Genomic DNA, 21,163 nt, shown 5'->3' with positions numbered 1-21,163 from the left:
ATCATGAAACGACGATCGCTGGCCGTTCTCCTGTTGCTGCTCGGCGCCGGCCGGACCTTAGCCGCCACGCCGGACGACGCCGTGCTCGGCCGCTGGCTCGCCGAGGAACCGGACGCCGGCACCACTACCGTCGTCGAGCTGTATCGCGAAGGAGACACGGTTGCCGGGCGCGTCGTCCGCATCGTCGATCGCCACGGCGCGGCGCTGGCGCCGGTCTGCGCCGGCTGCAGCGGCGAGCTGCGCGGCCGGCCGCTCACCGGCCTGCGCTTTCTCTGGAACCTGCACCGCGCCGACGGCCTCTGGGACGGCGGCACCGTCATGGACCTGCGCGACGGCCTCACGCAGGGCGTCACCGCCAATGCGGAAATCAGCGTGCACGGCGATACGCTGGAGCTGCACGCCTATCGCGGCCTGCGCGCATTCGGCCAGTCGCGCACCTGGCGCCGCGCGCCGGGCACGGCGATGGACGGCACCTCGGAGCCGGCGCGGCAACGCTGACGAAGACGGCGCGCGGCGGCAAACTGCGACACCCTCCGTCGCCGGCACCGCGCCCATGTCCGCATCCCCGTCCACTGTCACCCGCGAAATCCACGGCCGGGTGCTGCTGATCCGCATCGATCGGCCCGCCGTGCGCAACTGCGTCGACGGTCCGACCGCGCAGGCGCTCGCCGATGCGTTCCGCGCCTTCGACGCCGATGCCGCGCTCGACGTCGCCGTGCTCGCCGGTGCAGGCGCGCACTTCTGCGCGGGCGCCGACCTGAAGGCCGTCGCCAGCGGCGATCCGGCGCGCATGAACCGGCTCGATGCCGACGGCGACGGCGACGGACCGATGGGCCCGACCCGCCTGCGCCTGAGCAAGCCGGTGATCGCCGCGGTATCCGGCTACTGCGTCGCCGGCGGGCTCGAACTCGCATGCTGGTGCGACCTGCGCATCGCCGACGAAAGCGCCGTGTTCGGCGTGTTCTGCCGGCGCTTCGGCGTGCCGCTGATCGACGGCGGCAGCGTGCGCCTGCCGCGCCTGATCGGCATGTCGCGGGCGATGGACCTGATCCTCACCGGCCGCGCAGTCGCCGCGCCGGAAGCACTGGCGATCGGGCTCGCCAATCGCGTGGTGGCCGCCGGCCAGGCCGAAACCGCGGCACTCGAACTCGCCGCGCAGCTCAGCGCCTTTCCGCAAACCTGCCTGCGCGGCGACCGACGCAGCGCCTACGAGCAATGGGACCTCGACGAACCGGCGGCGATCACCAATGAGTTCGCGCACGGCCTGCGCACGCTCGGCAGCGGCGAGACGCTGGCCGGCGCCAGCCGCTTCCGCGACGGCAATGGCCGTCACGGCGAGTTCTGAGGGATGCCCACCCGCGGCAGCGCGGGCGGAGAAGGACCAGACCGCGAGTGGCGCGCCCGGCAGGAGTCGAACCTGCGACCCACGGCTTAGAAGGCCGTTGCTCTATCCAACTGAGCTACGGGCGCGTGGCGCGCATTGTAGGCGATGGGTGCCGCGCGTCGCGCGGTCCGGCGCCTTTACCCGCTCAGAGCGGCTTGAGCTTGAGCAGCACCGCAGCCTTTTGCGCGGTGGACACCGAGATCAGCGTCTTGGCGCTGGTGCTCGTGGCCGCCTTCAGCGTCGCCAGACCGGTGGTCGTCGACGGGGTGGTGTTGCCGGGGCAGGAACTGGTCAGCGTCACGCCGTAGAGGTTGTACTGCTGGGTAATGATCGAGAACCGGCCGCTGTAGCTGCAGTTGTTCTCGTCGGACCCGGAAAAGCCGCCGCCGGCGTCGACGCTCAGGCTGATCGTCGCCGCGCCGTAGGCGTCCTTGGTGCCCCAGCTGCCCTGGATCAGCGAGACGTCGGAGCGGGATTCATAGGCCGTTTCGTCGTAGTTCAGCGCCAGCGTGCCGGTTTCGCCGGTCGAACGCGTGAAAGTCAGCAGCAGGCTGGCCTGCTCGGCATAGCTGCCGCCGGCGGTCAGCGTCGTGATCGCGGTGCCGGTCGTGGTCTCGCCGGTGGTCTCGTCGGTACTCGTGACCGGCTCGAACACGCGCGCCGTCCAGCTGATGCTGCGCGCGTCCTCGATCGTCGCGTACACGCCGGAGGCGATCAGCGCGCCGTCGGCGTCGAACACCATCATGGTTTCGTCGCTGTCGAGGAAGGCGGTCACCGCGGTGCTGTCGCCGGTCGCGGTCGAGGTCCAGGTGCCTTCGTAGATGCCGGCCGGGGCGACGCTCGGCGGCCGCACGACCGGCGTGCTGATTGTGTCGTTCTGCGAGCTACAGGCGACCAGCCCCGCCGTCAGGACGAACAGAACCAGGAAAAGACACCGATGGGCGGTCATGAAAGCCACGGCAGACGGATGGAGCACGCACTTTAGCAAAGCGCGGCACCCGGCTTTTACAGAGCCCCATAGAGAAAACTGCCGATTGCATGTGTGTGAATGCACGGGGACAATCCGGGGTGGAATTCGTCAACGGCACAGGGAACGAGCCCGGTGGACTCAAAGACGCAGGAATATCTGCAGCGCTTGCCCCGCCCCACTGCGGCTCCGGAAGTGCTGCAAGGCCTCAGCGGCGAGCTGGCGAGTCAGATCCCCGCGGCCCAGCTGCGCGGCCTGCTGTATCGCGTCGGCCGCGGTCTGGCCGACCGCCATTCGGTCGGCAGCATCAAGACCCTCGCCGAGTTCGAGCAGTTCGCGCTGCGCAAGCTCGCCGAGCTGGATCTCGGCTGGGTACAGGTCGAGGAAGTCTCCGGCGCGGTCGACTTCGTGCATGGCGGCGCGCCGCTGCAAAACTGGTTCGGCGCCAACGCCGAAGAGTGGGCCCCCGGCCTGCTCGAAGGTCTCTACGCGGAATGGATGGCGCAACTGGGCGCCGACGCGCGGCTCGACGTTCATGAGATCGAGGATGGCGCGCTGCCGCCCGGTCTCTACCGGCTGCGCTTCGCCCATGAATCTGCGTTCGGAATCTGAAAGGACATGCCGGATCAACCCAAATCTTCGGATGATGTGCAGCAGCTGCTGCGCGACCTGAGCATCGGCGACCTGCAGTATCGCGAGTTCGCCAAGCCGCAGGCGGCCCGCCTGCGGCTGGCGCCGAACCGGTCGGCTGAACCGCCGGCAGCCGCCTCGACTTCCGCCGACCCGGCCGCAGCGGACGCAGCGCCGGCCGCCCCCGCAGCGGAGCCTGCCGCGCCGGCCGCCGTCGCGGCGCCGCTGCTGCCGGACACCGCCACCCGGCCGGCACCGGCCCGGAGCCCGGCGGCGACACCGCGCGCCGTGCACGAAAGTCCGCTCAACTTCACGTTCGAGCGCCTGCGCCGTCAGGCGATCCCGTCGCGCGCCACGCCGCTGCAGCTCGATCTCAAGCTGCCGTCGCGCACCCGCGCCACATTGCCCTCGCGCCTCGATCAGTTGCAGAAACGTTCCCTGGCGGAAGTCTTCGGCTCGCTCTGCCGCGCGACGAGCCCTCAGCGCAACATCTCCTAACCACCAGCTCGCACCCGTCCAGGGAGGACCTGCATGCGGCTGCTCGTGATCCTGCTGATCGTTGCCTTCGCCGTGCCGGCGTACGCCGTGATCAGCGCACCGCTGTCGCTGTTCTGGCAGGCATTCACGGCGATCGGCATGCTCGTCGCCGCCAATATCCTGGTCCGCCTGCGCGACTACCGCTGGGCGCTGGTGATGATGGGCCTGTCGGTGCTCGCCAGCTCGCGCTACATGTGGTGGCGCCTGACCGAAACCCTGCCGATCGGTCAGGGTTTCAACGCCTGGGACATCTTCTGGGCCTGCGGCCTGATCGTCGCCGAGCTGTACGCGTACATGATCCTGGTCCTCGGCTTCGTGCAGACGGCCTGGCCGCTGCACCGCAAACCCGAGCCGCTGCCGGCCGATCCCGCGCAATGGCCGACGGTCGACGTCTTCATTCCCAGCTACAACGAGCCGCTGCAGATCGTGCGGCCGACGGTGCTGGCGGCGCTGGCGCTCGACTGGCCGCAGGACAAGCTCAACATCTACCTGCTCGACGACGGCCGCCGCGAGGAATTCCGGCAGTTCTGCGAGGAGGTCGGCGTCACGCACCTGACGCGCAGCGACAACAAGTACGCCAAGGCCGGCAATATCAACGCCGCGCTGCAGCGGACGGGCGGCGAATTCATCGCGATCTTCGACTGCGACCACATCCCGGTGCGCTCGTTCCTGCAGATGACGATGGGGACGATGATCGCCGATCCGCGGGTATCGCTGGTGCAGACGCCGCACCACTTCTTCTCGCCTGATCCGTTCGAACGCAACCTCAACACCTTCCGCAAGGTGCCGAACGAAGGCGAGCTGTTCTACGGCCTGATCCAGGACGGCAACGACTCCTGGGATGCCTCGTTCTTCTGCGGCTCGTGCGCGGTGCTGCGCCGCCAGACGCTGGACGAGATCGGCGGCATCGCCACCGACACGGTCACCGAGGACGCCCATACCTCGCTGCGCATGCATGCACGGGGCTGGAAGAGCGCTTACATCAACATTCCGCAGGCCGCCGGCCTGGCGACCGAATCGCTGTCGGCGCACATCGGCCAGCGCATCCGCTGGGCGCGCGGCATGGCGCAGATCTTCCGCGTCGACAATCCGATGACCATGCGCGGTCTCAAGCTCGGCCAGCGGCTGTGCTACACGAACGCGATGATGCACTTCTTCTACGGGCTGCCGCGCCTGATCTTCCTGACCTCGCCGCTCGCCTACCTGCTGCTCGGCGCCGACATCATCAAGGCGCAGGGCTGGATGGTGCTGGCCTACGCCGCACCGCACGTGCTGCTGGCGACGATCACCAACAGCCGCCTGCAGGGCCGCTACCGGCACTCGTTCTGGGCGGAAATCTACGAAACGGTGTTGGCGCCCTTCATCATCGCCCCGACGCTGCTGGCGGTCCTCAACCCGAAGCTCGGCAAGTTCAACGTCACCGCCAAGGGCGGCATTGTCGACCGCGACTACTTCGACAAGGACATCGCCCGGCCGTACTACGTGTTGTTCCTGCTCAATCTGGCCGGCCTCAGCGTCGGCATCGGCCGCCTGCTGCTCGGCAATCCGCATCCGGATACGGTGCTGCTCAACCTCGGCTGGACCGCCTACAACCTGCTGATCATCGGCGGCGCGCTGGCCGTGGCCAGCGAAAAGCGCCAGGTGCGCGAGGCCGTGCGCGTGCGCACCCGCATTCCGGCGGCGATCGCCGCCGAGCCCGGCGGCACGGCCCATCTCACCGACACGCTCGACGTCTCCTACGGCGGTGCCGCGCTGCAGGCGCCGGAAGGCCTGAGCGTGCAGCCGGGCCAGCGCCTGCAGGTGCTGCTGATGCCGCAGCGCAGCGACGTCTGGATCGACGCCGTGGTCCGCCGCAGCGGCCATCGCATGATCGCGGTCGAGTACGAGGCGCTGTCGATCGCCCAGGAAAGCGCGCTGGTGCAGGCGCTGTTCGGCCGTGCCGACGCCTGGATGCAGTGGCGCGACCGCCAGGACGTCGATCGCCCGCTGCACGCGTTCGGCGAAGTCGCGCAGAACGGCCTGCGCGGCGCGCGCGCCTTCTTCCGCTGGGCGTTCGGCGCCCTGCTCCATCGCGCCGGCGATCGCGCCGCGCGCTCCAGTTCCGCATGAATCCGCAGCGTTCCGACCGGAGCATGACCTGATGCGTACGCTCAAGCCCCTCATCGCCTTCGCCGCCGCCGCGCTCGCCGCGACGACGACGCTGGCTGCCGCCGAACCGGCCACGGCCACCGCCACAGACACCGCCGCCGTCAGCGCGCCGGCAGCGGCCACGACCCCGGTCGCCGGCGCGGCCAGTTCGCGGACGCTGAGCCTGCGCGATCTCGGCATGCTCTATTCGCTGAAGCTGCGCACGGTGTTCGGTCAGGCCTCGCTGCCGCTGAACCTGCGCAGCGACCAGATCGTCACCGGGGCCAACCTCGAACTGCGCTACGCGCACTCGCCGTCGCTGCGCTTCGACCTCAGCCACCTCAGCGTTTACGTCAACGACCAGCTGCTGCGCACGATCCCGCTGAGCGCCGAAAGCGCATCCGGCGCCACCGCGCAGATCCCGATCGACCCGCGCCTGCTGCTGCCGAACAACCAGATCCGCTTCGAACTGGTCGCCCACTACGCCAAGCCCAACGAGTGCGAGGATCCGGCGCATACCACGCTGTGGGCCGACATCAGCAACGAAAGCCGCATCACGCTCAACTTCGCCTCGCTGCCGCAGACACCGAAGCTGGAAAATCTGCCGGCGCCGCTGTTCGACGCCGGCGACGAACGCCGCGTGCAGCTGCCGTTCGTGTTCGCCGGCAGCCCGGACACGACCACGCTGAAGGCGGCCGGCGTGGTCGCCGGCTGGTTCGGCGCACAGTCGGCCTATCGCGGCGCCGACTTCCCGGTTTCGTTCGGCCCGCTGCCGGACAGCCATGCCGTGCTGTTCGTGATCGGCAGCGGGCCGTGGCCGGGCCTCGAACGCCTCGGCGCGCGCCACGAACCGAGCGTGTCGGTGGTCGAGAACCCGACCTCGCCCGGCCATGAACTGCTGGTGTTCAGCGCCGCGGACGCTGACGGTCTGGTGACCGCCGCCGAGGCGCTGGCGCTCGGCAAGCTGACGCTGCGCGGCAGCGAAGCCACGATCGGCGATCTGCAGCTGCCGGCGCCGCGCCAGCCCTGGGTCGGGCCGCAATGGATCGATCCGTCGCAGCCGTTCCGGCTCGCCGACGGCGCGATCGGACCGATGACGGTGACCGGCCTGATGCCGGGGCCGATCGGCTTCGAGTTCTCGCTGCCGCCGGATCTCTACCCGCTGTCCGACAGCAGCGTGCTGGTCACGCTCAAGTACCGCGCCGCGCCGGTGTCCGCGGTCAGCTCCTCGCTCAACGTGCTGTTCAACGAGCAGTTCATCGGCGGCGTCTCGCTCGACCGCCAGAACGGCGGGAAAGTCGTCGACCGCAGCAGCACGCTCAAGCTGACGGTGCCGTTCGGCCTGCTGCGCGCGCACAACCGGCTCGATGCCCAGTACCACTTCCGCCGCGACACCAACAGCGCCTGTCAGGACTTCGACGTCACCGCGCTGCAGGGCTCGGTCGATCCGGAATCGACGGTCGAGATCCGCCACTACGCGCACTTCGCGGAAATGCCGGCGCTCGAAAAGTTCGCCGCCGGCGGCTATCCGTACTCGCGGCTCTCCGACCTCGGCGAGACCACCGTCGTGCTGCCGGCGGCACCGGTCGAAGAGGACATCTCGGCGGCGCTGATCGCGCTCGGCCATCTCGGCCGCTGGACGCGCGATGCGGCGACCCGCGTCAGCATCACGACCACCGACGGTCTCGCCTCGATCAAGGACCGGGACCTGCTGCTGGTCGGCCGCCTCGACCGGCTCGGCCTGCCGGAAGACTGGACCACCCGCATGCCGCTGCGCCTCAACGGCCAGCAGGTCGAGCTCGCGCCGATCGGCACGCTGCGCGTGTTCAACGAGCGCTGGTTGCGCGGCCACGATGTCGGCGCCGCACGCGAGCACGCCAGCCGTGTACTGGTCGACGCCGGCCAGCGCTTCGCCGCCATCGAAGGCTTCGAATCGCCGCTGCAGCGCGGCCGCAGCGTGGTCCTGCTGACGGCCGGCCGCGACGGCGACGTGCGCGATGCGGCCCTGGCGCTGACCGACGCCGGCACTTCGCAGTTCATCCACGGCTCACTGGCCATCATGCAGGGCAGCAAGCTCAGCGGCTACGAACTCGGCGTGCACTACGACGTCGGCCACCTGCCCTGGTGGTTCGCGCTGCGCCGCTGGTTCTACCTGCACCCGTATCTGATCTGGCCAACGGCGCTGCTGCTTGTCATCATCCTCGGGTCCGTCGTCATGGGCCTGATGCGGCGTCGCGCCGCGCAGCGCCTCGCCCACAAAACCTGAAAGCTCCAGCCGAGCCGAGACCGTCCGAGATGATCCGACCGATGCGCTGGCTGGCCTGCCTGCTGACGCTGTTGAGCGCGCAGGCGGCGCGCGCCGCGCCGCCGCCGGTGTGGGACGACTGGCGTGCCTTCGACGACGCCTTCATCGACGTGCAGGGCCGCGTCATCGACTGGACCGAGCGCGCACGCACGGTGTCCGAGGGCCAGGCCTACGCGCTGTTCTTCGCGCTCGTCGCCAACGACCGCAAGCGCTTCGCGCAGATCCTCGACTGGACCGAGAAGAACCTCGCCTACGGCAACCTGCGCCAGAACCTGCCAGCCTGGCACTGGGGCGCGCGCGACGACGGCAGCTGGGGCGTCATCGACGCCAATCCGGCCAGCGACGCCGACCTCTGGCTGGCCTACACGCTGATCGAGGCGGGCCGTCTCTGGAAGCAGCCGGACTACCGCGCCACAGGCCGCGCCCTGCTCGCGCAGATCGCCGCGCGCGAAGTCGTGCGCATGCCGGCCGGTCCGTACCTGCTGCTGCCGGCACCGCAAGGCTTCGTCGGCGACGACAACGCGGTGCGCATCAATCCGAGCTACTACGTGCCGCTGCAGCTGGCGGCGCTGCAGGACGAGGACCCGCAGGGACCGTGGCTGCGCCTGCTGCGCGACTACGTGGCGCTGCTGCCGCAGATCGCCCCGCTCGGCCGCGTGCCGGACTGGACGATGTGGCGTACCGACCGCATCGTCGTCGATCCGAAGACCGGCGGCGTCGGCAGCTATGACGCGATCCGCGCCTACCTGTGGGCCGGTCTGGCGCCGATCAACAATCCGCACGCGCAGCAGATGCGCCTCGCCCTGCTCGGTTTCCGCGATCTGGTCGCCGAACTCAAGCGCGCACCGGAGAAATGGACGACCGGCAACAGCGGCGTCGGCGGCGAGGCGCCGCCCGGCTTCTATGCGGCCCTGCTGCCGTACCTGCTGACGGTCAGCGATCCGGACAGCTACCAACTGGCCCGCACCCGGCTCGCGGCCAGCCGCGTCGACGGCCTCTACGGCAAGCCGGCGCGCTATTACGATCAGGTGCTGACGCTGTTCGGCAAAGGCTACGTCGACGGCCGCTATCGCTTCGACGCCCACGGCAGAGTGATTCCTTCATGGCAATGAAAGTCGCACGGCACCGCGTCGCGCTCGGCCTGTGCTCCGGCCTGCTGCTCGGCGCCGCGCCGATCCCGGCGGCGCTGGCCCAGCAGGACGGCGCCGTCGCCCAGCTCGTGCAGCAGGCCGAGTTCTGGGACGCCAAGCAGCGCCCCGACCTCGCGCGCGAAAGCTGGAAGCGCGTGCTCGCCGCCGATCCGCGCAATGCCCGCGCGCTGGCACGTCTGGCGGTGCTCGAAGAACAGAACGGCAACGCCGGCGACTCGCGCCGCTATCTCGACACGCTGCGCCAGGTCGCGCCGGATTCGCCGGAACTGCGCCGCGCGCAGCAGGAGCTGCTCAGCGGCGGCGCGCCGGCGACACTGGCGCGCGCCCGCGCGCTCGGCCAGCAGGGCAAGGCCGCCGACGCGGTCGCCGCCTACGAGCAGGCCTTCGGCGGCAGCACGCCGCCGGACGACGTCACCGCGCTCGAGTACTACGAGACGATGGCCGGCATCGAGCGCCGCTACGCCGAGGCGCGCGACGCCCTGGCAACGCTGGCGCAGCGCAATGCCGGCGACACCCGCTACGCGCTGACCTATGCGCGCGTGCTGACCTACCGCGCCGCCTCGCGCCGCGAGGGCATCCAGCGCCTGCGCACGCTGGCCGGCGATCCCAAGTACGGCGCCGACGCCCGTCGCGCCTGGCGTCAGGCGCTGGTCTGGCTGCAGGCGACCTCGGCCGACCAGCCGCTGTATCAGGCCTACCTCGACGGCGTCGGCCGCGACGCCGAAATCGCCGACAAGCTCGACGCGCTCAAGCAGGCGCGCGCCGGCGCCGTCATCGCCCAGGCCGGCCAGGCCGCCGACGCCGAACTCGCGCATGGCTTTCGTGCGCTCGACGACGGCGAACTGGCCGTCGCCGAGGCGACGTTCGAGCGCCTGATCGGCCGCAACACCGGTAACGTCGCCGACGCCCGCGCCGGACTCGCGCTGGTGCGCCTGCGCCAGCAGCGCTTCGCTGAGGCCGGCGGCCTGTTCGACGCCGCGATCCGCGCCAAGCCCGGCCTCGAACCGCGCTACCGCGAGGCGCGCCGCACGGCGACCTTCTGGGGCCGCGTACGCCGCGCCGAGCAGGCCGCCGCCGACGGCGATACGCGCCAGGCCGAGACCGATTACGCCAGCGCGCTCGCGGCGCCGCCGCCGGGCGGCGCACCGGCCTCGGTGGTGCGCGCCTACGCCGATGCGCTGGTCGCCAACGACAAGGCGACGCTCGCCGAGCAGAAGCTGCGCGAGGCGCTGAAAGCGCATCCGAACCAGCCCGAGCTGGTCAGCGGCCTCGCCGGCGTGCTGATCCGCAGCCACCGCAACGACGAAGCCAATCGCCTGCTGGCCAACGCGCCGGAAGCCTCGCGCATCGAGTTCCGTACCGCACAGGCCGAGATCTCGCGAGAGCAGGCCGCCGCGCTCGTGCAGGCCGGCCGCAACGCCGAAGCCGAGCAGAAGCTGCGCGAAGCGCTGGTCGCGGCGCCGGAATCGCCGTGGGTGCGCCTCGACCTCGCTCGCCTCTACCGGCGCATGGGCCGCGACGCCGAAGCCGAATCGCTGCTCAACGCCATGGTCGAGGCGGCCAGCAACACCGCGCAGGCGCGCCTCGCGCAGGCCTACGCCTATGCCGAATCGCAGCGCTGGTACGAGGCGCTGCAGGCGCTCGAACAACTGGCGCCGGCCGACCGCAACGCCGACGCGCGCAAGCTGCAGCACGAGGCCTGGGTCCGCTACCAGGTGCAGCGCGCCACGCAGGCCGCGCAGCGCGGTGACGCCAGCCACGCCGCCGAATGGCTCGGCGCCGCGGTCGACGGCGCCGGCAACGATCCGGCGCTGGCCAGCGCGCTGGCGCAGGGCTGGGCCGCGCTCGGCGATCCGGCGCGCGCGGTCGCCGTGCTGCGCCGCAGCTTCGCGTCGCGCGGCGAGCCCTCGGCCGGCGACCGCATCCAGTACGCGGCGCTGCTGCTGCAGATCGACCAGGACGCCGAGTTCGAAGCGGTCAGCACCACGCTGATCCAGCGCGGCGGCCTGACGCCGGCGCAGTCGCGCACGCTCGAAGACCTGATCGTCGGCTACCGCATCAAGCTCGCCGACCGCGCCCGCGAGCGCGGCGACTTCGGCACCGCCTACAAGCAACTGCGCGAGGTCGTCGCCCGCTATCCCGATCAGCCGCGCGTGCAGATGGCGCTGGCGCGCCTGTTCACGTCGGCCGGCGAGCCCGACAAGGCGCTGGCGATCGGCCGCGCGCTGATGAAGTCGGCCGAGCCGAGCGACGAGCAGCTGTACGCGGCGATCGACGCCGCGCTCGCCGCCCAGGACCGCGACAGCGCCGCGCGCTGGATCGACCTCGCCTTCCAGCGCGGCAACGACCCGGTCGCCGCGCACCGCGCCGCCGCCCGCCTCGCCGAACAGCGCGGCCGTCAGGCCGAAGCGCTCGGCCACTACCGCGAGGCCGAACTGCTCGCCCAGAAACAGGATGCCTACGGCGCGCAGCCGCCGGACCTGACCCTGATCGACCCGGCCAGCGGCGACGCGCGCCTGCTACCCGAGCCGCTGCGCGACATGCTGCGCGGCGAGGACGTACCGGTCGGACCGCTGCTGCCGCGGGCGCCGGATGCCGGCAGCGAGGCGGTGCTGCCGGCGACGCCCGCGCTGCCGGCCGCCGAACGCGGCGCGGCCCCGACGCCCGCAGCCGTGCCGCCGGCCGATGCGCGCTACGCCGGCTACCGCCTCGACGCCAAGCTGCAGGGCGGCAGCGGCCGCGAGCTCGCCAGCGCCAGCAGCTCGCGCTACGGCGCGCCGCTGGCGCTGCAGTTCGAACGCCGGCTGCGCACGCCGGCACCGGATTCGGAATGGGTCGCGCCGTACGACGAAACCCAGGTCAAGCCGATCGACCGCCTCGAAGCGCAGGTCAGCGGCTGGGCGCTCGGCGGCTTCATGAGCCGCTCGCGCAACGGCGAATCCGGGCTCGGTCAGCTCTACGATCTCGAAACGCCGATCGACTGGACCAGCCGCCAGTGGCGCGCCGGCCGCATCGGCCTGCGCGTGCGGCCGGTCTATCTCGACGCCAGCACGGTGTCCGGCGACAACCTGCTCAAGTTCGGCACGCTGGCGCTGATCAACGGCGATTCGCAGGAGCTGGACCAGTCCGACAGCGGCATCGCGCTCGCCGCCGCCTGGCAGATCGCCGACTTCAGCGCCGACCTCGGCACGACGCCGGTCGGCTTCAGCATCGAGAATCTGGTCGGCGGCCTGCAGTGGGCACCGCAGTTCGGCGAACTCAGCCTCAAGTTCGACGTCTCGCGGCGCGCCGTCACCGACAGTCTGCTGTCGTATGCCGGCGCCTACGACCCGCTGACCGGCCACGACTGGGGTGGCGTGACGCGCACCGGCGGCCGTTTCGATGCGGCCTACGACTTCGGCCGCTACGGCCTCTACGGCAACGGCGGCTATTCGGTCTACACCGGCCGCAACGTCGACGAGAACAGCGAATACGAGATCGGCGGCGGCCTGTTCATCCGCGCCTACCAGCGCGGCTCGCAGACGCTGACCGTCGGGCTCAATCTGACCGCGCTCGGCTTCGACAAGAACCTGCGCTACTTCAGCTTCGGCCACGGCGGCTACTTCAGCCCGCAGTACTTCGGCGCGGTCACGGTGCCGATCTCGTTCACCGGCACCTACGGCGCGCTCAGCTACCGCGCCGAGCTCGCGCTCGGCCTGCAGAGCTTCCGCGAGGACGGCGCAGCGCTGTATCCGAACAACGGCGCGCTGCAGAAAGAAGTGGAGGATCTGGCCGCCTCCGAACCGGCCTCGAACCTGGCGACCGGCTACGCCTCGCAGAACAACAGCGGCCTGGCCTATCGCGTCGGCAGCGCCGTGCAGTACCGCATGACCGAGCGGCTGTCGCTCGGCGGCACGCTGAGCGTCGACAACGCCCGCGATTACGAAGAACTGGTCCTGCTCGGCTATCTGCGCTGGTATTTCTCCGGTGTGCAGCCGCTGCCGCCCGAGCCCAACGCGCCCAACGTCTTCAAGGGACCGCTGCCATGACGCCGATCCGTTCCGCATCGCGACTGCGCGCTTCGCGCCTGCTCGTGCAGATCGCCGCCGGCGGCCTGCTGCTGCCGCTGGCTGCGCTCGCGCAGGGCCCCGCGCCGAGTTCGGCGCAGCTGCAGTCGCTGCTCGAATCCGGCCGCGTCTCGCAGGCGGTCGACTCGCTCGAAGCCACGCTCGGCGACAACCCCTTCGACCCGGTGCAGCTCAACAATCTCGCCGCCGCGCGCGCGCGCAACGGCGATGTCTACGCCGCGCTGCAGCTGCTCGACCGCGCCGCCCGGCTGGCGCCGGAGCAGCCGGTGATCGCCGACAACCGCAAGCAGCTGCGCGAGTGGATCGCCGCCAAGATCGGCGCCAACAGCGCGCGCCTCGAAGCGGTGCCGGTCGTCGACCTGCCGGCGCAGCTGCCGGACCCGCCGGCGCTCTGGGAAAACTGAGGCTGGATCGCGGCCGTGCCCTGCACGCCCTGCACACCGCACGCTCTTGCGGAGAGATCATGAGCAATCCGGAGCTTTGGCAAATGCGCTTTTCGATGTATCCGGAGAAGGCGCGCTGGGCCTTGGACCACAAGCGCGTACCTCATGTCCGGCGCTCGCTGTTGCCGGGGCCGCACGCCGTGCAGCTGATTGCACGCTTTGGTCAGAAGGCCATGCCCATATTGCGTCATGAGGGCAAGGTACTGAAGAACTCCGCCGCGGTGCTCGACTATGTGGAACGAACCTGGCCCGACCCGCCGCTGTACCCGACCGACCCCGTGCTGCGCGAACAGGCACTGGAACTTCAGAAGTGGTTCGATGAAGCGATCGGACCCGCAGTACGGCGCGCGGGTTTCTACGAGTGGCTGCCGCATACCGAATACAGCGCAAGGCGCATAGCCACGGGGCTGTCGGAATGGCAGCAGAAACTGTACGCATGGGCATTCCCTGCGATCCGCGCGATCATGATGCTCGACATGAAGATAGACGCCGCTGGTGCCGATGCCGGGCGCAACCTGACGCGGGAGGCACTGGATTTCGTTGCCGAGAAGTCGCAGCGGACCGGCTATTTGGTTGGCGACCAATTCAGCGTTGCGGACCTCACCGCCGCCACCATCTTGATGCCGACCTGCTTGCCGCCGGAATTTCCGGTTCACATTCCAAGGCCGTTACCGCCGGGCTGGGCGCACTGGCTGGCGCGTTGGCAGGGCCATGCAGGCTGCGAATACGTACGGCGCATCTACCGTGAGCATCGCGGCATCAGCGCGGCGCTCGGCGAGTGAGCCGGCGCGGTTCGGAAGCCTTGGACGATGCGCACTCAGTCCGCAAACGCGTAACTCACCTCGACGATCTCGAACTCGGTCTCGCCGGACGGCAGCCGCACCTTCACGATCTCACCCTCGGCGCGGCCGAGCACGGCGCGCGCGACCGGCGAATCGACGCTGATCCAGCCACGCGCCGAATCGGTCTCGTCGGCGCCGACGATGCGGTAGCGGCGGCTCTCGCCGTCCTCGTCGGCGAGCTCGACCGAGGCCCCGAAGAAGACCTTGCCGTCGCGCGAGGGCTTGAGCTCGACGATCTTCACGTCTTCGAGACGCAGCGTCAGATACTTGAGGCGCGCGTCGATCTCGCGCAGTTCCTTCTTGCGGTACTGGTACTCGGCGTTCTCGCTGCGGTCGCCCTCGGCGGCGGCGGCCGACAGCGCGCGCACGACCTCGGGCCGGCGCACGCGCCAGAGCTGTTCGAACTCGGCCTTCAGACGCGCGTGGCCCTCGGCGGTGATGTACGGCGAGGACTTCTCGGACGGCGGACGCCAGCGGGACATGGGATGGACGGGTACGAACGCAAGAGACGGTCGGCAAGCGTAGTGCAGCGCCGCCGCACGTCAAGGCGGGTCGGCACGCTGCGCACGCCGCGGCGCGCCGGCCCGCCCGCACGGGTCCGTCAGCGGAACTTCGGCAGATCGTCCGGCAGGAAGAAATCCGGCGCCAGCGCCGACTCCGGCGTGCCCGGCACGGCCGCGTACATCGAAAAATCGCGCATGCCCTCGCCGTGCAGCACCACGTCATCGATGCAGAACTGGCCGGTGAACTCGCGCGAAGGCTTGTTGAGGATCACGTAGGCGGCGTCGGCCATGATCTCCGGCTTGCGCGACGCGCGCACCACCGGATCGCCGCCGGCCAGCTTCAGCGCCGCCGTCGCCACCGCCGTGCGCGGCCACAGCGAGTTGGCGGCGATGCCGTCCTTGCGGAACTCCTCGGCCCAGCCGAGCGTGCACAGGCTCATGCCGTACTTGGCGATCGAGTACGCGACGTGCGGCGCGAACCACTTGGCGCGCATGTCGAGCGGCGGCGACAGCGTCAGGATGTGCGCGCCGCCGCGCTCCCGGGCGGCCTCCTTCAGATGCGGGATGCAGTAGCGCCCGGCCATGTAGGTGCCGCGCGCGTTGATGCCGTTCATGAGGTCGTACTTCTTCATGTCGGTCGCGAGCGTGCCGGTCAGCGAGATCGCACTGGCGTTGTTGACGAGGATGTCGATGCCGCCGAAGGTGCTCGCCGTCTTCTCGACCGCCGCCGCCAGCTGCGCCTCGTCGCGCAGATCGCAGACGATCGGCAGCGCGCGGCCGCCAGCCTGCTCGATGTCCGCGGCCGCCGAGTAGATCGTGCCCGGCAGCTTGGCATTGGGCTCGGCGGTCTTGGCGGCGATCGCGACGTTGGCGCCGTCGCGCGCCGCGCGCACGGCGATCGCCAGGCCGATGCCGCGCGAACCGCCGGTGATGAACAGGGTCTTGCCTTTCAGGCTCATGATGCGCTCCTCGCAGTTTTTCGAAATCTTTGCATGCCGGCCGTGCCGCGGCCTGCTGCTTTCATGGGAGCCCAGCCTAGCGGGGAGCGCCGCGGAAATGGCGATTGCCGGTCCGCCGTACGCCGCCTATTGCAGCATCGCCGTCGCGCGCGCCAGACGCTCGGCCTGGATGCGGTTGAGATTGCGCAGGATCAGCGCGGCGATGCGCGGATAGCGCAGGCGCAGGCGTTCGAGGTCCTGCGAGTCGAAGCGCAGTACGCGCACCGCGCCGAGCGTGTCGACGTTGGCGGTGCGGCGCTGGCCGAAATAGCCGGCCTCGCCGATCACCGCGCCGCGCGTCAGCGTCGCCAGGCGCTTGCGCTCGCCGTGGCGTTCGACCCAGGCCTCGAGCTGGCCGTCGAGCACGACGTAGATGTCGCGCGCCAGATCGCCCTCGCGGATCAGCAGCGTGTTCGGCGGATGCTTTTCGAGGCTCGACAGCAACGCGAACACGCGCGCCTGACGCAGCGACAGGCCGGACAGCAGCGGGATCGTGTACTGCGGCGAGGCGCCGAGATCGAGGCGCAGGATGTCCCACAGCGTCACGATGCGCAGCTTGCTGCCGAGCGCCGGCGTCAGCGTGATGTTCATGATCCACGCCAGGAACAGCGTGAACGCCGACAGCAGGCCGAACTGCACCTGCGTCGCCAGCGAACTGCCGGCGAAGACCATGAAGCCCGAGCACAGCGCCACCGTGCTCAGCGTCACCGGCCGCAGCACGGCGACCAGCGCGCTCGACACCGCCGGCGCCTCGGCGGCGCCGGCGCGGGCGTCGGCATTGAAGCGCGCCAGGAACTGGATGGTGTCGTCGACGGCGATGCCGATGACGATGCAGGCGATCAGGCAGGTGGTCGGCGACAGGGCGATGTCGAGCACGCCGAGCGTGCCGAAGTAGATCGCCACCGGCACGACCGTCGGCAGCAGCGCGATGAAGCCGGCGCGCGCCGAGGTGAACATCAGCGTCAGCAGCAGCCAGATCGCGGTGGTGGCGACGGCGATCGACAGGAACTGGCCCGCGGCGATCTCCTGCACCATGCGCGTCGCCAGCACCGGGCTGCCGGTGACGACGCCATTGAGCGGCGGCGGCATCGCCTGCAGACGCTGGTTGATGCGCGCGACCAGATCCTCGACCGGGCGCGAGCCGTCGACGCGGATGCGCAGCTGGATCAGCGCCGAACGAAAGCGCGGATCGACGACATGGCGGATCGCGTCGCCGCCGCCGAACACCAGCAGCTGCTTGACCGCCGCGGCGCTGTCCGGGATCGCGAAGGCGGCCGGATCGTCGTCGTGGAAGGCCCGGTTCAGCAGCTTGAGGTGATCGACGTAGGACACTGCGGAGCCGACCTCCGGCTGCGCGCGCAACCACTGCTGCAGCGCGTCGAGCTGGGCGATCAGCGCCGGATCGGTCAGCGCATCGTTGACGTGCGTGTCGATGTGGATCGAGATCAGGCTGGCGCCGTCGAACTCGCGGTTGATGGCTTCGAAATCGCGGCGCACCGTGCTGCGCTCGGAGAAGCTCTTGCTGAACTCGGCGCCGGCATGAATGCGCGTGGCGAACAGACCGCCGACCGGGATCAGCAGCAACGCCAGCGCGATGATGGCGGCGCGCCGACGCTGCGCGAAGGCCGCCAGCCGGGTCGCGGCGGCGGTGAACAGCACTTCGCCCGGCGGCGGCCGCTCGCGCCGCGAGCAACCGCTCAGCGCCAGCAGCGACGGCAGGAAGCTCAGCGCCAGCAGCGCGCCGTACAGCGAGCCGAGCGCCGCCAGCACCGCGAAATGGCGGATCGCCGGCAGCGCGCTGATCAGCAGCGCCAGAAAGCTCGCCGAGGTCGTCGCCGCCGACAGCACCAGGCCGATGCCCGAGCGGTTGATGACCCAGCGCGTGCGCGCCGCGCGGTCGTGGCGCAGCCAGGGACGGCCGAACGCGCCGAAGTAGGCCGACAGCAGATAGATCGTGTACGAAAGACCCAGCGTCACGACCAGCGCCGGCACGATCGCGGTGACCAGATTGAACGGCATGCGCAGCAGCACCGCGCTGGCCAGCGTCCACAGCAGCGTCAGACCGACGGTCAGCGCCGCGGCCAGGGTCGCGCGGCCGTTGCGGAAGGCCAGCAGCAGCAGGCCGACGATGATCGCGAATACCGCCGGCACCGTGAACTTCAGCGCATCGATCAGCGCGCGCGCGGTCGCCGCGCGGCCGACCTGGGTGCCGGTGATCCAGACCGGCGCGTCGCCGACGACCTCACGCGTCGCGGCGCGGATCAGCGCCGGATAGTCGTCCTTCAGGAACTGCTGCTCGCTGACGCCGTCGGCGACCAGCGCGAACGCCGCCCTGCGGCCGTCGGCCGAGACCAGCGTGCCGCGGTACAAGGGATTGCCGGCGATGCCCTGCGCGAAGCCGGCGATGCGCTCGGGATGCTCGCGCGCCTGCTGCGTGAACGGGCTGATTTCCAGCTCGTCGCCGCTGGCATGCAGGTTCGGCGCGCTGGCCAGCGACAGCACCGCGCTGACGCCGGGCAGCGCCGCATAGCGCCGGCTCAGACGCTCGACGGTGGCCATGCCCTCGGGACTGAACAGCGGCTCGATCTGCACCGCGATGATCACCGGGTCGGCATTGCCGAAGCTCGCGCGCACATGGTCGTACAGCGCACGGTCGGCATCGCGGGCCGGCAGCAGCCGCTCGATCGACGGATCGACCTGCAGGCGCAGCGTGCGCGAAGCCGGATCGACGATCACCAGTACCGCGGCGACGCTGAGCAGCAGCGTCAGCAGCACGACCTGCCAGGGCCGCCGCGCCATCCAGACGATCAGTCTCTGCACGCGCGGCTCCGGCGCTCAGTTGCCGACGTAGAACGTGCCGGGATTGAAATAGCGGTCGGCCAGATCCTTGTCGGCGCTGATGCCGAGCACCTTCAGCCGCGTCTGCGAGCCTTCCTTGAGGTCCTTCATCAGCGCCTGCGAGGCGTACCAGTAGCCCCCGCTCTGCGCCAGATCCTGCGGCTCGACCGTGAGCCGCTTGCGCACCGTCTCGCCGTCGAGGAAGTCGACGCGGATGGCCATGCAGGTCTTGGCATCGACCCAGGCGCGCAGCAGGCTGAAGCGCGCGCTGTCGGCGGCGCTCGGCACCACGCTGAGCACGTGCGTCGCACGGCCGGCGAGCGTTTCTTCCTTCTCCAGGCGGGCCTGCGAGCCGGTGAAGGCGTTGGCGATCTGCTTGACGTCGCCGTACGACAGATCGGTGCCCCACAGAGACCCGTCGACCGCGGCGCCGCTGATGCGGCGTACCTTGGCCAGCGCCGGCAGATAGGTATACATCTCATCGCCGCCGTCACGCTCGCGCAGCAGGTAAGCGGCGCCGGCGAGATCGGACGGCGAGGCGATGCGGATCATCGCGCGCAGCTTGTCCTGCTCGCGGCTGGCGTAGAGCCGCCCCTGCAGCGTGCGGCTGCTGCCGTTGCGGTCCGAGGCGGAGAGCAGGATGTCCTTGATCGTCAGCGTCTGCGGGATATTGCCGCGCATGCAGGCGAGCACCGTGTCGGCCGTGGCCGCGGCGCCGGCCTGGGCGGCGGCGGCCAGCGGCAGCGCGGCGGCGACGCCGCACAGCACGGCCCCGCATCCTCCGACGATCCAGCGTCTCAGCATGTTCTCCCCCTCGCGGTTCTGGCGCCGGCGATTGTGTCATGTCCGGGCGCGCGCTTCGTGCCGGCACGCTCGCAGAGCCGGCCGCAGCTGTCATTGTCCGGCCGCCGCCCGCGTCTGGCGCGGCGGCCACGCATAATCGTGCTCGAGCGCCGGTGCCATCGGACACCGCCCCCGTTAAAAATGAGGAGAACCGACATGGACATTCAACGCGCGCCGCACGGCGCGATGCGGCGATGATGATGCTGGTCGGCGCCGGCGCGGTCGGCACGACGCTGGCGACTTTCATCGCCGCCGCCGGTCGCGAGCCGCTGCGGATCTATGCGCGCGACAAGGATCGCGCCGCCTTCGCGGCCGCCGCGTCGCTGTGCGTGCGGCACGCCGGCGGCGAACTGCGCGCGCCGCGGCCGCCGCTGGCCGGCAGCCTCGCGCTCGACGGCGTCGATTACCTGCTGATCGCCGTCAAGCATCCGCAACTCGACGCGCTGATCGACACGCTGCCGCCGGTGCCGCGCGGTTGCACGATCGTCTCGACGCTCAACGGCCTGTCGGCGCTGCGCCGCCTGCGCGAGCGCCTGCCGCACGCGCGCGTCGTGCCGCTGACGGTGATGTTCAACGCGCAGTGGCTGGCGCCGCTGCAAACCGAGCTGACGACGCGCCCGCAGCTGATCGTCGGCAGCGACGACGTCCGGCTGCGCCGCGCCCTGGCGGCGCCCGGCGTCGCCGTGAAGCGCGCCGAGGGTGAAGCCGCGGCCTGGGGCAAGCTGCTGATCAACCTCGCCAACGCGATCTGCGCGCTGACGCACGCGAGCTTCGAGGAACTGCTGACGCAGCGCGACCTGCGCGCCATCTACGTCGCCATCCTCGACGAAGCGGTCGGCCTGCTGCGCGCCAGCGGCACCGCGTTCGATCTGCCGATGCCGTTTCCGTACGGCGTCTACCGCGCGCTGCTCGCCGGCCGCACGCAGCTGCCCTGGCACTTCGCGCGCTGGCGCAACGGCCTGCACGGCCGCACCTATCCGTCGATGGTCGCCGACGTCGAGCACGGCAAGCGCACCGAGGTCGCGGAACTGAACGGCGAAATCGTGCGGCTCGCCGCGCGCATCGGCGGCGCCGCGCCGCGCAATGCGGCACTGGTCGAGCTGGTCGACGCGCTCGGCGCGGCGCTGCCGCCGGCCTACTGGACACCGGCGGCGCTGCGCGCGCGGCTCGGGGGCTGAACGCGAACTGGCGTCAGCGGCCGCGCGGACCGACCAGCAGCCAGAGAATGAAGCCGAGCACCGGCAGGAACAGGATCAGGAGGATCCACAACACCTTCTTGCCGGTCGTCAGGGCGCTCTGCACCACGCTGACGATCGCCCAGATGTCGGCGACGAGGACGAGGAAGCCCCAGAGGCCCATGTTGTGGTTGAAGTTCATCATGCCGTTAACGCTCCCTGCGCCAGAGTGATGCGTCGCCGGCCGCCGGCGGCCGGGCGCGCGATGGCGGTCTTTATAACAGATGCGCGGCGACGCGCCGCCGGCATTGCGCGGACGGCTTCGCTACAGTGCGCCTTTCGTGCCGCCCCGG

At 70.5% G+C, this 21,163-nt stretch carries 17 protein-coding genes and 1 tRNA gene; 11 read left to right on the top strand and 7 right to left on the bottom strand.

Features of this window, described 5'->3' with window-relative positions; translation table 11 throughout:
• The first annotated feature begins 3 nt into the window (after positions 1-3).
• Together K343_RS0104690 and K343_RS0104685 are read left to right on the top strand one after the other, a co-directional pair.
• Positions 4-498 (top strand): DUF2147 domain-containing protein, encoded by a 495-nt coding sequence (locus tag K343_RS0104690; protein ID WP_028007065.1) that lies wholly within the window; start codon positions 4-6, stop codon positions 496-498.
• A gap of 55 nt (positions 499-553) precedes the next feature.
• A complete protein-coding gene (locus K343_RS0104685) occupies positions 554-1,345 on the top strand; it encodes a crotonase/enoyl-CoA hydratase family protein (protein ID WP_051277950.1) in 792 nt (263 codons plus the stop codon).
• A gap of 48 nt (positions 1,346-1,393) precedes the next feature.
• Here K343_RS0104685 and K343_RS0104680 read toward each other — a convergent pair.
• Positions 1,394-1,470, bottom strand: a tRNA-Arg gene (locus K343_RS0104680).
• A gap of 59 nt (positions 1,471-1,529) precedes the next feature.
• Positions 1,530-2,333, bottom strand: coding sequence for a hypothetical protein (locus tag K343_RS0104675; RefSeq protein ID WP_154662441.1), 804 nt, complete (start codon positions 2,331-2,333; stop codon positions 1,530-1,532).
• A 186-nt stretch (positions 2,334-2,519) separates the two neighbouring features.
• On the opposite strand from K343_RS0104675, the gene bcsD reads away from it, so the two are divergent.
• Genes bcsD through K343_RS0104635 form a run of 8 tightly spaced genes read left to right on the top strand, consistent with a single transcriptional unit; the run spans position 2,520 to position 14,393 of the window.
• Complete coding sequence (bcsD, locus tag K343_RS0104670; protein ID WP_161628857.1) at positions 2,520-2,963, top strand: cellulose biosynthesis protein BcsD; 444 nt, start codon at positions 2,520-2,522, stop codon at positions 2,961-2,963.
• Positions 2,964-2,999: 36 nt separating this feature from the next.
• On the top strand, positions 3,000-3,479 hold the full coding sequence (locus K343_RS0104665) for a hypothetical protein (protein WP_028007061.1): 480 nt from the start codon (positions 3,000-3,002) through the stop codon (positions 3,477-3,479).
• Between the two features lie 33 nt (positions 3,480-3,512).
• On the top strand, positions 3,513-5,627 hold the full coding sequence (bcsA, locus tag K343_RS0104660; protein ID WP_028007060.1) for a UDP-forming cellulose synthase catalytic subunit: 2,115 nt from the start codon (positions 3,513-3,515) through the stop codon (positions 5,625-5,627).
• A 31-nt stretch (positions 5,628-5,658) separates the two neighbouring features.
• On the top strand, positions 5,659-7,911 hold the full coding sequence (locus K343_RS0104655; protein ID WP_028007059.1) for a cellulose biosynthesis cyclic di-GMP-binding regulatory protein BcsB: 2,253 nt from the start codon (positions 5,659-5,661) through the stop codon (positions 7,909-7,911).
• Positions 7,912-7,940: 29 nt separating this feature from the next.
• A complete protein-coding gene (gene bcsZ / locus K343_RS0104650) occupies positions 7,941-9,062 on the top strand; it encodes a cellulose synthase complex periplasmic endoglucanase BcsZ (RefSeq protein ID WP_051277949.1) in 1,122 nt (373 codons plus the stop codon).
• Positions 9,053-13,129 (top strand): cellulose biosynthesis protein BcsC, encoded by a 4,077-nt coding sequence (locus tag K343_RS0104645; protein WP_084615687.1) that lies wholly within the window; start codon positions 9,053-9,055, stop codon positions 13,127-13,129. Before bcsZ ends, K343_RS0104645 begins: the two co-directional genes overlap by 10 nt.
• On the top strand, positions 13,126-13,572 hold the full coding sequence (locus K343_RS0104640) for a tetratricopeptide repeat protein (RefSeq protein WP_028007056.1): 447 nt from the start codon (positions 13,126-13,128) through the stop codon (positions 13,570-13,572). The genes K343_RS0104645 and K343_RS0104640 overlap by 4 nt, the downstream gene beginning before the upstream one ends.
• 59 nt (positions 13,573-13,631) lie before the next feature.
• Positions 13,632-14,393, top strand: a complete 762-nt coding sequence (locus K343_RS0104635) for a glutathione S-transferase family protein (protein WP_084615686.1) — start codon at positions 13,632-13,634, stop codon at positions 14,391-14,393.
• Positions 14,394-14,428: 35 nt separating this feature from the next.
• Here K343_RS0104635 and greB read toward each other — a convergent pair whose 3' ends face one another.
• The 4 genes from greB to K343_RS23235 form a co-directional block, all read right to left on the bottom strand.
• Entirely contained in the window at positions 14,429-14,935 is a 507-nt protein-coding gene (gene greB / locus K343_RS0104630; protein ID WP_028007054.1) for a transcription elongation factor GreB, read from the bottom strand.
• A gap of 119 nt (positions 14,936-15,054) precedes the next feature.
• The gene (locus K343_RS0104625) at positions 15,055-15,915 is read right to left on the bottom strand and encodes an SDR family oxidoreductase (RefSeq protein WP_028007053.1); all 861 of its coding nucleotides are present in this window, start codon (positions 15,913-15,915) and stop codon (positions 15,055-15,057) included.
• A 126-nt stretch (positions 15,916-16,041) separates the two neighbouring features.
• The gene (locus K343_RS0104620) at positions 16,042-18,774 is read right to left on the bottom strand and encodes an MMPL family transporter (RefSeq protein ID WP_245585119.1); all 2,733 of its coding nucleotides are present in this window, start codon (positions 18,772-18,774) and stop codon (positions 16,042-16,044) included.
• Between the two features lie 15 nt (positions 18,775-18,789).
• Positions 18,790-19,596, bottom strand: coding sequence for an outer membrane lipoprotein-sorting protein (locus tag K343_RS23235; protein ID WP_084615685.1), 807 nt, complete (start codon positions 19,594-19,596; stop codon positions 18,790-18,792).
• A gap of 233 nt (positions 19,597-19,829) precedes the next feature.
• Here K343_RS23235 and K343_RS0104610 point away from each other — a divergent pair, with 233 nt between their 5' ends.
• Positions 19,830-20,813, top strand: coding sequence for a ketopantoate reductase family protein (locus K343_RS0104610; protein ID WP_028007050.1), 984 nt, complete (start codon positions 19,830-19,832; stop codon positions 20,811-20,813).
• A gap of 13 nt (positions 20,814-20,826) precedes the next feature.
• Here the strand turns inward: K343_RS0104610 and K343_RS20985 are convergent, their stop codons facing one another.
• Complete coding sequence (locus tag K343_RS20985; RefSeq protein WP_043112117.1) at positions 20,827-21,015, bottom strand: PLD nuclease N-terminal domain-containing protein; 189 nt, start codon at positions 21,013-21,015, stop codon at positions 20,827-20,829.
• Positions 21,016-21,163: the final 148 nt, after the last annotated feature.

Origin of the sequence: Solimonas flava DSM 18980 (genome assembly GCF_000426685.1) — a bacterium.
GTDB lineage: Bacteria > Pseudomonadota > Gammaproteobacteria > Nevskiales > Nevskiaceae > Solimonas > Solimonas flava.
Note: the sequence above shows the minus strand (reverse complement) of the source record. Positions and strands in the feature narration are given on the sequence as shown.

Excerpts from the sequence above, each read along its gene's own strand:
- K343_RS0104675 (WP_154662441.1), bottom strand. The coding sequence starts at position 2,333 with ATGACCGCCCATCGGTGTCTTTTCCTGGTTCTGTTCGTCCTGACGGCG.
- bcsZ (WP_051277949.1), top strand. The coding sequence starts at position 7,941 with ATGATCCGACCGATGCGCTGGCTGGCCTGCCTGCTGACGCTGTTGAGC.
- K343_RS0104685 (WP_051277950.1), top strand. The coding sequence starts at position 554 with ATGTCCGCATCCCCGTCCACTGTCACCCGCGAAATCCACGGCCGGGTG.
- K343_RS0104640 (WP_028007056.1), top strand. The coding sequence starts at position 13,126 with ATGACGCCGATCCGTTCCGCATCGCGACTGCGCGCTTCGCGCCTGCTC.
- K343_RS0104635 (WP_084615686.1), top strand. The coding sequence starts at position 13,632 with ATGAGCAATCCGGAGCTTTGGCAAATGCGCTTTTCGATGTATCCGGAG.
- bcsA (WP_028007060.1), top strand. The coding sequence starts at position 3,513 with ATGCGGCTGCTCGTGATCCTGCTGATCGTTGCCTTCGCCGTGCCGGCG.
- greB (WP_028007054.1), bottom strand. The coding sequence starts at position 14,935 with ATGTCCCGCTGGCGTCCGCCGTCCGAGAAGTCCTCGCCGTACATCACC.
- K343_RS0104625 (WP_028007053.1), bottom strand. The coding sequence starts at position 15,915 with ATGAGCCTGAAAGGCAAGACCCTGTTCATCACCGGCGGTTCGCGCGGC.
- K343_RS0104610 (WP_028007050.1), top strand. The coding sequence starts at position 19,830 with ATGATGATGCTGGTCGGCGCCGGCGCGGTCGGCACGACGCTGGCGACT.
- K343_RS20985 (WP_043112117.1), bottom strand. The coding sequence starts at position 21,015 with ATGATGAACTTCAACCACAACATGGGCCTCTGGGGCTTCCTCGTCCTC.
- K343_RS23235 (WP_084615685.1), bottom strand. The coding sequence starts at position 19,596 with ATGCTGAGACGCTGGATCGTCGGAGGATGCGGGGCCGTGCTGTGCGGC.
- K343_RS0104690 (WP_028007065.1), top strand. The coding sequence starts at position 4 with ATGAAACGACGATCGCTGGCCGTTCTCCTGTTGCTGCTCGGCGCCGGC.
- K343_RS0104645 (WP_084615687.1), top strand. The coding sequence starts at position 9,053 with ATGGCAATGAAAGTCGCACGGCACCGCGTCGCGCTCGGCCTGTGCTCC.
- K343_RS0104655 (WP_028007059.1), top strand. The coding sequence starts at position 5,659 with ATGCGTACGCTCAAGCCCCTCATCGCCTTCGCCGCCGCCGCGCTCGCC.